Origin of the sequence: Helicobacter pylori, assembly GCF_014496965.1 — a bacterium.
In the GTDB taxonomy this organism is placed as follows: Bacteria; Campylobacterota; Campylobacteria; order Campylobacterales; family Helicobacteraceae; genus Helicobacter; species Helicobacter pylori_CZ.
This window is the reverse complement of record NZ_JACTCR010000016.1, coordinates 17,384-30,658: the sequence shown is the minus strand read 5'-3', so window position 1 is coordinate 30,658 and position 13,275 is coordinate 17,384. Positions and strand designations below refer to the sequence as shown.

The 13,275-nt window shown below is 36.2% G+C and carries 5 protein-coding genes and 3 pseudogenes; all 8 read right to left on the bottom strand.

Translation table 11 applies throughout. From position 1 onward, the window contains the following. Window positions 1-13: 13 nt before the first annotated feature. The 8 genes and pseudogenes from xerH to H7O61_RS06195 all read right to left on the bottom strand — a co-directional run bounded on the left by xerH (window position 14) and on the right by H7O61_RS06195 (window position 13,129). The gene (gene xerH / locus H7O61_RS06230) at window positions 14-1,084 is read right to left on the bottom strand and encodes a tyrosine recombinase XerH (RefSeq protein ID WP_187875466.1); all 1,071 of its coding nucleotides are present in this window, start codon (window positions 1,082-1,084) and stop codon (window positions 14-16) included. 14 nt (window positions 1,085-1,098) lie between these two features. Then, window positions 1,099-2,377, bottom strand: a pseudogene (locus tag H7O61_RS06225) (hypothetical protein). 176 nt (window positions 2,378-2,553) lie between these two features. Next, window positions 2,554-3,245: pseudogene (locus tag H7O61_RS08150) on the bottom strand (hypothetical protein). Window positions 3,246-3,252: 7 nt separating this feature from the next. Then, entirely contained in the window at window positions 3,253-4,299 is a 1,047-nt protein-coding gene (locus H7O61_RS06215; protein ID WP_187875465.1) for a hypothetical protein, read from the bottom strand. 158 nt (window positions 4,300-4,457) lie between these two features. Then, a complete protein-coding gene (locus H7O61_RS06210; protein ID WP_187875464.1) occupies window positions 4,458-5,630 on the bottom strand; it encodes a pyridoxal phosphate-dependent aminotransferase in 1,173 nt (390 codons plus the stop codon). A gap of 158 nt (window positions 5,631-5,788) precedes the next feature. Next, window positions 5,789-6,601 (bottom strand): outer membrane protein, encoded by an 813-nt coding sequence (locus tag H7O61_RS06205; RefSeq protein WP_000715040.1) that lies wholly within the window; start codon window positions 6,599-6,601, stop codon window positions 5,789-5,791. 221 nt (window positions 6,602-6,822) lie between these two features. Beyond that, a complete protein-coding gene (locus H7O61_RS06200; protein ID WP_079343418.1) occupies window positions 6,823-8,289 on the bottom strand; it encodes a P-loop NTPase fold protein in 1,467 nt (488 codons plus the stop codon). Next, window positions 8,286-13,129, bottom strand: a pseudogene (locus H7O61_RS06195) (type ISP restriction/modification enzyme). The gene H7O61_RS06200 and the pseudogene H7O61_RS06195 overlap by 4 nt, the downstream one beginning before the upstream one ends. Between the last annotated feature and the right edge of the window lie 146 nt (window positions 13,130-13,275).

Below are 13,275 nucleotides of genomic sequence, written 5' to 3'. Positions count from 1 at the left end.
TAGGGGGTGTTTTTTAATTTTCTTCCCAAATGCTCGCCGCTTCTTTTAAACGCTCTTTGTCAAAATGCGTGTAAATCCTGCTCGTGTTCAAGCTCGCATGCCCTAGCGCTTCTTGAACTAAAATCAAATCATGGCGTTTTTGATAAAGCAAGGTCGCAAAAGAATGCCTTAACATGTGCGCCCCATTTTTCTCCCGCCTGAGTCCTGCAAAATTGATGATGCGTTCCACTTGCTTATACAAATAAGCTTGCGTTAAAGCACTGCCTTTTTGGTTGCAAAACAATAAATCGTTTTTAACAGGATACAATTCCCTTTCTATGAGCCATTCTTTCAAAAGGCTCTCAATGTGGAAAGCTTTGAGCATCACCGCCCTGTATTTATCGCCCTTACCTTTAATCAAAATCGTATAACAGCCATTTTCTAAAGTGAAATCCTTTATTTTAAGCTGCAAGGCTTCATTAGAACGCATGCCTGTAAAAACGATGATTTTAATGAGCAGGCGATTTCTCGCACGCACTTTAGCGGACATTTCTATTTTATCAATGCTTTCTAAAAATTTTTCTAATTCTTCATTGTTTAAATGAGTAGGGAGCTTGTTGCCTGCACTTTGATTCACTCCACTGATGTTTTTAAGCGTGATATTATAGATATAAGATTTTTCATTTTCATCTTGATTCTGCTTGTCTATGTAGCTAAAAAGCCCGAGTAAGGCGATTCTGTAATTTTTCTTAGTGGCTAAACTCAAACCTCCGGTATAAATACTCAAAAATTCAGCCAACATGACTTCGTCTATGCTTTTGAGCGATCTTAAAGAAAGCTTTTGAGCGTATTCGTAAAATTTGAGTAGGGGTAATGCGTAGGTATTGATCCCCAGTAATCCGGCATTACGGGCTTTTTTGCAAACTTTTTCCAATTGGTTTGAATTGATGAACGCATGATTGAATTCGTTCAAGCATTCAAAAACCTTGTTTTGGTCTTTCACTTGAGAATTAGACAGGCTTGTGCATTTGTAACGCAAAAAGCGCCCTATCCATAGCAAAAGATTTTCTACAGGATCTTTTAATTCTTCTAGGGGATGCTTCATTTAGGGTTTTTAAACTAATCTAAATCGTCATCATGCGGCGTATCATTGGGCGCTTTTTGCGTTATAAGCGCGTTCGCAATAAGTTTATTGCTAACTACCTTACTTTGTTTTAAATCATCAGCAATTTGATTGATTTTAAGATTCTGTGCCGAACCTATTTTATGTTGTTCTCTCTTTTCAATAACTTCTCTTTCTATGCTCTCTATCTTTTCAATGTCAAAAACTTTAGGATAACCGCACCACTGACTATGCTTAATAGATAATTTTATGTCATCTTCAAATGCCCCAGTAACAATATTAGGCATGCATGTCGCTTTTATTTGAACCTTATCAATTTCCTTAAAACTCATACCACAATTGCCACCAGACTGTTTTGAAAAGAATGCAGCTGCCTTATTTTTTAAGCGTGTGAGAGATTGCGGTAATTGACTAGGCACTGAGAATGTAACATCTGCGAACTCAGCCCACACCTCATTAAAACCACCAGATAAAGCACTCACCAATTCTACCTCATAAGTGTTTTCTTTATCATGAATAGCGTTTTTACAATAACAGATCGCCTCTTGATCAAACAATCTTGCCAATAACAACAAATAATTTCTTAAATTGAATGTCTTGCTTGACTCGTTTTGAAATACAAAAAAACTTATTCCTTTGTTAGGCAAAATATCGTTTTCTATCTCTTCTTTCCAATAACCAATCGCTTGAATATAACCAAGAAAATCACGCTTTCCATCTAAAAAAGATTTTAGGCGTTGTGTTTCTTGCGCATAGTCGTTATAAGAGTATTTGTGTTTGGTGATAAACCCTTGAGTAGACATGAAATCTTTCATTGTCGCTTTGCTCTTATCTGTTGTGAATTTATCCACAAAAGCTTTATTGAACATTTTACAATTACAGAGTTTTCTATAAATGCCATCATTTTCTCTAAGAAAATCCCTAGTTAAAGAAACGCTTTTAGCTACTTTTATAAGCGCTTTTCTGCTCTTCATCAGTAAAATCCTTTGTAAAAACTCCTTTAAAAGGTCTAAACGCTGAGATAATCCCAAAAGGTAGTCCGCTCCTAATTTTCTCATACACTCTATTAAGTTTAGCGCCCTCAATTGCATAAACTTCAGCGGCATAAGCTTCAGTAGGGTTGTCCTTAATATTAGAGATTTCATCGCCAAGAAAAATCTTATCGTCCTCATCGCCAATGCCAAAAAAATCTGAAATATTTACACACAACTTATCGTCTATCACTCTAACTTTTTTATCATTTTCAAATTCTAAAAAATCATAATTCAATAACATCCAACACCTCTTTTAATTTATTTGTAAAAACAAAACCCTTAGAGGCTAATTTTAGCACAAAAACTAAAACCATTCCCAAATGATGAAAAAATGATTTTAGTCGTCCTCAAAAAGCGCCCAATCCATAGCAAAAGATTTTCTACAGGGTCTTTTAACTTTTCTAGGGGGTGCTTCATTTAGGGTTTATTAATAGAGTTATAAAGCTCTTGTTTATTCTAATTCTTTTTCCCTATGTTTCACTTTTATATGGTTATGCTCAAAGGCTTTAAGAATTAGTGGTGTTAAACCTTTTTTTTTAAATTGATTTTCTTCTTTTGGGGAATAAGATAGATTATTGTTGTATTTTATGGGAACAAATTCAATCAAATATTGTTTGTCTTCTTCATTTAAATCATATTTAAATTCAAAAACAATACGATTGTAATATTTTTTATCATCACGATCAAATTCTGTTAATTTAAAATCTATATTAACACACTCGCAACCTATATGAACAGACAAATTATTATCATTACTAGTAAAAAAAAGATGAAAAGCATAAGAAAAATTTTTGGGATACCTACTGTCTTTGAGATAATTCTTTAGGTTAGGATTGATATTATAAGAGCTGTCTTTGTTAAAAAATATAGATAACAAACCACTATCTAAAAGAGAGTTTTTGACAATAAAAATTTTTTTGTTTTTGGTGCGATACTTTCATAGTAAAAAATTTTAGGTGCAAATAAATCAGTATTATTATTTTTTTAGGATCAGATGAGACAATATAGCCTTCATTCTTTAAATATATCATTAAAAGTTCAATACTACCTACTAATTTTAATTTAGAAAAAAACGATTCGTTATTGTTTTCACTGCTAACAACAGGCATGAAACACTCAATATATTTCTTTCATGTCAGGTAACTTAATATTTTCTAATGTCGTTCTAGGCACTTCAATAGTTAATCTTGATTTTCCGCTTAAGAAGTTATTGCTAACATTAAAGATAAAATGGAATATATTATCACGGAAATGATATTCAATCTTGTCAATTATGGCGGAAGTAAGATTTATCCTGTTTGCATTCTCTGCTTGATTGATAGTGCTTACAATAATATTTGATAGTCTTATTTGATCTTGTGATAGTAACTTTTTTAAATCCTTTAAATTCTCATCATCCATGAAACAATAGTTAGCACTCAATAAAGCATCACTAATAATTTTAGTGCCAACTATCTTACCACTTTTTAAATCATTAGCAATTTCATTGATTTTAATGTTTTGTGCAGAGCTTTGCCTATAGTGGTCAAATGTTATATTTTTTCTATGCTCCTCTATCTCCACCGTTGTTTTCCAAAGTGCCAAAGCTGGAGTAACTACCAAATTAATTGGCGGATAGTTTGTTGGATTATTAAGAGACTCAATAGTTTTTCCATGCAAAAAAGACCCTAATTTTAAAAGAGATTGAATAAAAGTATTAGAGTTTGAAAGTTCAACACTTATAGAGTCCATTTCTTTCCCAAAATCATGACTTTTTGCACTTAGGAATTTTATCTCTTTTGTGTTGGTGTTTTGTGCGTCTTGCTTGTTTCCGCAATAACAAATCGCTGTTGGATTACAATGCATTTTGGCTAACACCAACAAGTAGTTTTTTAAATTAAATGTTGCACTCGGCTCGTTTTCATATATAAAAAACAAGATTTCGCTAGGTCCAATAACAATTTCAACAAACCCTATAAATTCACGCTTATTTATTAAGAAAGATTTTATCCGATCTTGCTTTGTTGGTTCAGAAGAAAGGTAGCCACTCCTCATCACGTTTTTAAAATGCGATAGAATTGGTCCAATGAAAGTGATAACCCTAAAAGGCGAGCCATTATTGATCTTGTCAAAAAACATTTGACATTCTTCAGAATTATTGTTATGATCAAATATCATTGTCATTTATTATTCCTTAAAATCTATTTTAGTTATGAAAACTGCACTTTTCAAACTTTTAAATCAAACCATTATACCATGCTACGCCACTAAACTACAATACAAAATCCCAAAATAAAATCCTAAACAAGATTAACCCCCCCCTTTTTTTAAATGCCAATTTTTTACCCCTTTGATTTGACAAAGCGAGCGATGCGTTCAATCCCCTTTTCAATCTGTTCTTCTGAGCATGCAAAAGACAAACGGACATAGCCTTCCAATCCAAAAGCCTTTCCAGGCACTAACGCCACGCCTTCTTTTTCTAACAACTCATGGCAAAATCGCATCGAATCCCCCCCACAAAGACTGCCAATGTTGATAAACAGATAAAACGCCCCATCAGGTTTTAAAGCATTCAACCCTCCAATCGCATTGATTTTTGCGTGGGCTAAATCACAGCGTTTTTCAAAAGCCTGACGCATCGTTTCAATTTCCTTATCCACCAACCCTTCAAGCGCCACAATAGAAGCCATTTGCGTGATAGAATTGATATTGGAAGTGCATTGGCTTTGCAAGTTATTCATCAATTTGACTAATTTTTTATCCTTGCTCGCCGCATAGCCCATACGCCAACCTGTCATCGCTACTGACTTGCTCAAGCCGTTAATGGTAATGGTGCGTTTTTCCATCTCTTCACTCACCGCCGCGCAAGAAACAAACTCCCCTTTATAGACAAGCTTTTCATAAATTTCATCGCTAAGCACCCAAACTTTGGTCTCTTTTAAAACTTCGCCCAAAGCCTCTAATTCCGCCTTGCTATAAAGCATGCCGGTAGGGTTTGATGGGGTGGTGAGAATGAGCATTTTTGTTTTGGGGCTTAAGGCGTCTTTAAGCTGCTTAGGGGTGATTTTAAAGCGGCTTTTTTCATCGGTTTGAATGAATTGACTCACTCCCCCGCTGTATTTCACAAGCTCAGGGTAAGTTACCCAAAAAGGCACAGGGATAACCACCTCATCGCCCTCTTCTATTAAAGCTTGAATCGCATTGAACAGGCTTTGCTTAGCGCCATTACTCACTAGAATTTCACTCGGTTCATAATCTAAGTTGTTTTCTTTTTTCAATTTAAAAGCGATCGCTTTGAGTAATTCAGGGATCCCAGCCACTGGAGTGTATTTCGTAAAGCCATCATTTAGGGCTTTTATAGCCGCATTTTTGATCGCTTGTGGGGTGTCAAAATCAGGCTCGCCCGCTGAAAAACTCAAAATATCTTTTCCTTGCGATTTCAATTCTTTAGCGAGCGTGCTGATAGCGATCGTTGCAGATTCTGAAAGGGATTGGATTTTAGAGGAATATAACATGCTTAATCCTTATTAAATTTTTGGATTATCATAACATGATCAAAAAGATTTTAATTCTAATTTTCAAAAAACTTTTAAAAATGTTTCAAAAGAAAGCGATAGATTGTGTAAGAAAACTCTAATTGAAAATCCAATTAGAGAAAAACAAGCGTTTTAAATCAGAAATTGTAACGATACCCTACATAAAGGCTGTATTGACGGCGGTAAGTGAAGCTCAAGTTCCCATGGTTAAAATAATAAACATTGATAGTAGGAATCTTCACGCCAAAGTCAAATTCTTGATGCCGACCAATATGGGTGCGAATCCCCAAATTAAAAAGGAATTGGAAAATCGCCGGATCAAGGCTATAGGAGGTGTGCTTATAAGGGCTTTTAGTTTCCAAAAAGGCCCCTGTCGTATTACCCCAAGAGTTACCCGCGATTTGAGCCCCAAAAAAGAACCCAAAACTCGCATCCTCTTTATTGATGACATTGTATAAAGTGTCAATACCCACACCATAAGTGAACATGTCAGACAGATTGCCCATTGTCCCTACTTTGGTCGCGCATGGCTCATTGAGTTTGCATGCCCCACCATTATCTGATGTCAAAGCGTTCGCTCCAAACACGGCATGCCCATAATCCATAAAGCCGTAATAGCGTGCACCAAACCATCTCTTCTCCCCAAAAAACTGCTTATAACCCACAGTAAGCCCTAATCCTTGCATAACGGCTAGATAGTCGGTTTTACCCACAGGGAACTTAGGGTAGTTAAATTCACTGCTCTTTGGGGGGTTTTTAACGCTTTGCGAAGCCTGACCGACTTGATAGCTGATCCCCAAATACCAAGCGTTTTTCTCGCCTTTCACTGCTTTATACTCTTTTGGCTTTTCCAATTGCTTTTGCACTTCTGTGCTACCTTCTGCTGCCACAAGACTATTACCTAACACTACCGATAAACAGAGCGTTTTAAACACTACAAACTTTTTCATACAACATTTTTCCTTCTAAAAGTCTACATTTCGTATAATAATAACATAATAATCTATAAAAAACCTAAATTCTTAAGAAAAACACCCCTAAAACTTAAAATTTTAAATTTTCTAAGGGGTTTTAGTGGTTTGGCTCTACGATTTTTTCTGTTTTTGGGAGGATTTTGGGATAAATCGTTTAGGATAGTTGGAAAATGCGTTTTTTAATTTGAGAAAATCAATTAAAGTGGGTGGTTGTATGAATACAAGAGAAAATCTTTTGGGAGATCAATTTTTAGTTGTTTAAATGTGTGGTTGAGTGGTAAACTAAAAGTGTGATCGTTGATCCAAAAATATTCCCCCGAATCTTGCTGATTTTCATTGCGGTATTGGGATGCACTTTTATACCATTTTTCCATTAATTCCAAACATTCATCTCTATGATTTTCCATAACTGCCCTTAATGAAAAATTAGAGTTATAATTAAGAATTCTAAAACCAAAAATATAAGGGAAAGCTTTGAGATTGTCTTTATTTTCAAGAAAAAACTCAATTGATGCCTCTTCAAAGTCTTTGCTTGTTTGACATTTTTTTAAAAAATCATTGTGGTATTTTGTATCTTGAATGATTTTATTTGTCATGTTTTTAAGGCAATCTTGGAGTTCTTTTGGATTATAAGAAGCGTTTGTTTTTATACTCTCTATACCATTTTTTATTGTTGGTGCTTGTTGCTCCATCACTTCTTTAAAGATTGTAGAGTTTGGAGAGAGAAGATCTATTGTATTTCCTTTTAATTCTATAGGAAGTTTTATGGGAAATGAATTAAATGAAGTATAATATTTATCATATAAATAAAAATAACATGCATAAACTATTGAATATAGTAAATATTGGTATATTTTTTTAAAGTCATCATTTGGATATTCTTTTAGTTGCAATTCATCATATATATTATTTAATTTTTGAAATGTTCTAAGATTGGTTGTGTTATCATCAATATTGAAAGTATCTTTCATATAGGGATAAGCTTCAAAATCCGTTTTAATTGGATGACCGCCCATTACTTCAATTTGTTCTTTTGCACAAGGAGAAAATTTAAAAATTCTGTCAAAAACTTTTTCACAATAAGCATCAAATATTTTTTTTTGTTCATTCTGTATCTCATTAGTAAATAGCTTAAGGTCATTGTAAATCGCAATAACACAACACCCCTTATGTTCCTTGAGTTCAGAAATCAACCCCAAAATATCTTGCGCTTGAATCTTATCAGATAGTCTTTCAAACTCATCAATGCACACAATGGTATTTTCCATATGCTCTTTTTTAAGCGTTTTAAATAAAAAATCAACATTAACATTTATTTTTACTCCAAAATGCATGCTAAGAAATGAAAGTATCCCATTAATGATGTTTCTTATTGAATTAGTTTTTTGTTTTTCAGTGCTTAAAAATTGAGCGACTAGATCTTCAATGATCGCTTGCTCATCTTTTTTCCCAAAAACAGAAGTGTAAATGGGATTTTTTTTAAACTTGTCTTTAATAAGTGGAGCTAATTCATTTTTCCATAAATAGGTTTTTCCTATCCCCCAATCCCCATTAATGGCAATAGCGATAGGCTTATTTTGATCCTCGCTTTTTTTTAGAAGCTCAATAATCTTTTCCTTTAGGATTTCTCGCTCTTTAATTTCTATGATACTATTTTCGCTCACTCAAACCTCTTCTCGCTGATCTTTTCAATCAAATCCACGCTTTTTTCAGAGAGTTTGATGACCCTACAAAGGAGTTCAAAAATATATTGGCCGCCGGCGTAATCATTCGGGTTGTTTTCAATCAAGCTGTCTTTATCGGTAGTGATTGAATAGCGTTCGATCACCCAGTCAATCGCGCTTTTGCCATTCACCACATAGTCAAAGGCTCTTTTAGGGATTTGAGTGATGGTGATATGGTGGTTATAAATGATGCGATCCCCTTTTTTATCCTTTTTCATTTGAACCACATCATAATAGCCCTCCACTTCGGCGTTCTCTAGTAGGTTATGTTTAACGCTTGTGTGCATTTCTCCGCTCTCATAGTTCAGGTGCAGCTCGGCCAATTCTTTGCCAAGAATAGAGAGTTCCTTAAAGTCTTCGCTCAAAGCGATTCGTGGCGCTTCTTTGGCGAGGGAATTTTTGTATTTTTCCAAATAGCCTTTATGGTGGAAAATCGCATAAATGTAGTAAAAAATCTCTTCTTCAACGATAGCATTATCTTTATAATGCCTCCTGAAGAGGTTGAGCGCATAGCCGCTGATAGCGTTATAGCGATTCCCCAGATCGTCGTAATAATACAAGGGGTAAGCGTTGGTATCGCCTATAAAATGCGTATCAGGGATAGCGTCCCCAATCAAGGCGCTAAAATTCCTTATTGTGGTATTGATCACCACGTTGCGCGCGCTTTTATCCGGGAAAATTTTGGGCAATTGACTTTGTTCTTCGTTTAAATTTTTATCAAAATAAAGCCATTGTTTGTTAAAAGGGCGATACAAGGCTAACCTTACGCGCTCTTTGCTACTTTCTGGCAGGTTTTCATTTTTAATAAATCCTTTTTTCAAACTACGAGTCCATGCGATTTTCGTTTTATCGGTGGTGATTTCTTGAGAATTAAGGTGCTTATAGCGATCGCCTGATTTGGCGCCTTTAGTTCGTTGTTTGAAGGCTTCCCTAAAAACCTCATTGAAGCGCTTCAAATCAGCGTTATAAGTGTCAATGCATGTTTGCACCGATTGCATTAAAGCGTTTGGCGAAAAGTTATACACCCAAGGATCACGCCCGCTTACCACGCCATTAGAATTGGTGTCAAAAACGCTAGGGTTTTGGCGTTTTTTATCTCTTTTTAAAGGGATGAGTTTTTCAAAAGCGTCTTCTCTTTGGTTGATCCAATCGCCTTTATTATTCGGAATGATTGTTTCAAAAGCGATTGCGTCTAGGTTTAAAAAGTTAGCGAGCCGATTGAGTTTTTCTTCTCTTTTCAAATAATCCCCAATATCGTAGTAATGGATCGCGCTGTTTTTCACGCTTGCGTCTTTGACAAAAAAGATAATCGCTATCGTCGCCCTTGATCCGCTATCAAATATTCCATCGCCTTCTTTTTTTCGCTCCTCCCCTGAAGTCCTAGCATTCCCCCTCAAATTCAGCGCATAAAGATGTGCAAATTCTTGCGCCACGCATTTCCTGAACCCATCCGCGCTTTTAGAGTCAATAAAACTCCCATTCACCACAAAGCCTACCACCCCTTTATCTTTTAAAAGATCGCTCGCCATGCGTATTGACTGGATGAGCGTGTCTCGTGTGGTTTTCCCCACTTTGGCGGCGGAATTTTTGCTATAAGTTTCATAAACTAATTTTTCAAGCTTAGGGTGTGAAAGGTTTTGGTTATTGTCGTTTTCACTTTTTGTGCCGGCTGAATAAGGCGGGTTGCCGATGATGACTCTGATGTTTTGGTCGGCTAGAGTGTCTTTGATGTCTTTGTTTTCTTTCAAATCTTCAAAAAATGGGAATACCCCCTTATCGTTTTTTTCCTCATAAATATCCAGGCTGTCCGTGAGCGCGATATTTTTGAAATTTTTTAACGAGCCATCCCTACTTTGCGCCGCTTGAGTGATATTGATTAAAGCGATATAATAGGCTAAAAGCACGATGTCAAAAGCGAATAAATGGTTTAAAAACTTCTCTTTTAAGGCTTCGTCGCTAATGAGATCGTTTTCTTTAGAAAGCAAACGAGCGATAAAACTCCCGGTTCCGGTGAAAGGATCAAAAATCGTGATGTTTTTATCGTTAAAATCCGTATTGAAATGCTTTTTCAAAATGCCGTTAGTGGCTCTTAAAATGAAATCCACCACCTCTATAGGCGTATAAACGATCCCTAGTTTTTCGCTTTGTTTTCTAAAGGCTTCTTTAAAGAAAGTGTTGTAGAGGTTTTTAATGAGTTCTTGTTGGCTTTTTTGGCTTTTGGCACGCATGGCTTCTGTTTTTACGCTTTCATAAAGGTTTTTAAGATCTTTAGTTTCTCCTTGTAATCCCAGAGTGGAGAGTTTTTGAACCATTTTATCTAGCGCTTTAGAGATAGGGTTTTTGATATTGTCCCCAAAAATCGCATCAAAAATGGGCTTAGTGATGATATGAGAGGTGATCATATCTAAGGCTTCATCTTCTTTGATGCTTTGGTGGATATTGCCTCTTAAGGAATCCAAAAAGCCGTGGAAAATTTCAGGGTTTTTTTCAAAAATATCTTTCAAGCGATTGTTCAAGGTTCTTGCGATATTGCCCGTTTTTTTGGCGAAATTTTCCCAATAGTTCCTGTCCCCTAATTTAGTGGGCATGACATTATACACAGCGTTTGCTAGATCTTGCAATAAGATAGCGTCAAAAAGGGTTTTTTGGGCTTGTTTGGGATCTTGCTTTGTTTTATCTTTTTTTGGCTCTTTATCGTCTTGATTTGTTTCATCATCGCTTCCAAAGATTTTGATTTTTTCTTTAAAAGTGGCTTCATCAACCAGGCTTGGGTCATGGCTTCTTAAGGCTTTTATCACTTTCCAAATGTTTTTGAAATTGGTGTTATTGACGGCTTCATCTAGGTTTTGGATTTCACTCTCTTCTAAAGCGATAGGCAAAATGATATAGCCTCTTTTCTTGTGTTTGGCTTTTCGCATCACCCTACCCACCGCTTGGATAATATCCACCATAGCGCTTTTGCCATCAAAAAAGACAATGCTATCTAACGCCGGGACATCCACCCCTTCGCTCAAACACCTAGCGTTACTTAAAACCTTGCAAGTGTTAGGCTTGAATTCATTGAGTTCTTCTAATTTTTCAAGCCTAACCTTACAATTCATGGTGCCATCAATGTGATCGATGCTGATTGTTAGGTTTTTAAAACTCTTTTTCTTAAGCTCTTCATTGTAGCATTCCATAATCGTTTCAAAGGAGTCTTTGATATTTTTACTCGTTTGTATGCTTTTACAAAAGCTTATGGCTCTTTGAGAAACAAAGGTGTCTTGCTTGTTTTTCAAGTCGTTGTCTTCTTTGTTTTCATCGTCTAAAGCGATTAGATCCTGTTTGGCTAACCCTTTATGCGTGCCGACAATCTTACAAACAAATTCGTTATTGATGAGCTTTTTATCTAATTTAGTGCCTTCGGCTTTGAGCTGACTGATCTTTTTATTCACGCTGTTAGTAACGCCGCTTAAATTTTCTGAACGCACCGCTAAAATGATGACTTTGTAATCGGTTAAGAGATCTAAAGCGATCGCTCTTTCAAAATTGAGCGTATAGATTTCTTCGCCAAAAACCTCCGCATCGTCCATGGAGTAGATAACGTTATCGCTCTCTTTGGCTTTAGCTTTAGAACTTTCGCTATACACTTTAGGCGTGGCGGTCATATACAGGCGTTTTTTCGCTTTGATATGTTCATCGCTATGGCAAAGCGTGAAAGCGTTTTTATCGTCCCTTTCATTACTAGAATACATAGCCCCTACCGTTCTGTGGGCTTCATCGCAAATGATGAGATCGATTCCATTCAAACCCGCTTCTTGCGCCTCTTTAATACGCAACGCGCTTTTTGGTAAGTTGAAAAGATAATGAAGCGCTTGTTTTCTTTTTGTGCTTTTTGATAAGTGCTTAAAATGTCTTCAAGGCGAGTGGAGGGCTTTAAAGGGAGCTCAGAAAATTTAATATCGTCATTGTCTTCGTTCTTGCTCTTATTTTTCTTACTTTGCCCGGTTTTATCATCGCTGCACACGATAGAAGCGTAAAAAGGCTCGCTTTTTTCTTGCGCGTATTCTCTAAAAGTTTGAGAAAGCAAAGCGATGCTTGGCGCTAGAAAAAGCGTGATCTTGGGATCTAAAGCTTCCATGATTTTTAAAGAAGTGTAGGTTTTGCCGGTCCCGCATGCCATAATGAGCTTGCCTCTAGCGTTTTTAGGGTCAGAAAAATACTCTTTAGTCTTTTCAATCGCTTCTTTTTGGTGAGGGCGCGGCCTTTTCTTATCGCATAAGGGGATTTCGTCTTCGGTTTTTGTGGGATCAAACTTTTCCCAATCAATGCGAGAATAAATGAAATCCTCTTCAGTGATTTCATCAATGTCAATCCCCATTCCTGTGCTTCTGATTTGCTCAATTGCTTTAAGGGCTTCAGAGGTTAAATTAGAAGTGGAGATGATGATCCCTTTTTTAAACTTGACCTCCCCTACCCCATTTTGCAATTTATGCCCGCTTAGCAATTGGGTTAAAAAAGGTGAAATGTCGTTATATGAGATGCTGTTTTGATGGAATTTGCATTGCACGGCGATGTATTCTTTGTTTGAGGTCGTAATGACTATATCAATCCCCTTATCGCGCTCCTTCCCCCTTAATTCCCAATCATACCAAAGATCAATAGATTCGTATTCGTTAGCGCTGTCATGCTCTTGTAAAAATTGCTTAGAAATTTTTTCAAACAAGCTCCCTTTATGGCGAAGGTTAGGTATGGCGTGCAGTTTTTCTTTGATGAGTTCGTAGGCGCTGATTTCTTGCATTTTTCATTCCTTATAGTGGCGTTAAAGTTCTGTATTATATAAAAAATAGGATTTTAATTAACTTGCTTTATCGTTTTAGATTTCATTTTATTGTCAAACTCTTAAGGGGATAGGGGGGGTATTTTGAAATAATTTCCCCCCTACAA

What these genes read in the sequence shown, in the direction of transcription:
- xerH (WP_187875466.1), bottom strand. Translation starts at nt 1,084, where the DNA reads ATGAAGCATCCCCTAGAAGAATTAAAAGATCCTGTAGAAAATCTTTTG.
- H7O61_RS06215 (WP_187875465.1), bottom strand. Translation starts at nt 4,299, where the DNA reads ATGACAATGATATTTGATCATAACAATAATTCTGAAGAATGTCAAATG.
- H7O61_RS06210 (WP_187875464.1), bottom strand. Translation starts at nt 5,630, where the DNA reads ATGTTATATTCCTCTAAAATCCAATCCCTTTCAGAATCTGCAACGATC.
- H7O61_RS06205 (WP_000715040.1), bottom strand. Translation starts at nt 6,601, where the DNA reads ATGAAAAAGTTTGTAGTGTTTAAAACGCTCTGTTTATCGGTAGTGTTA.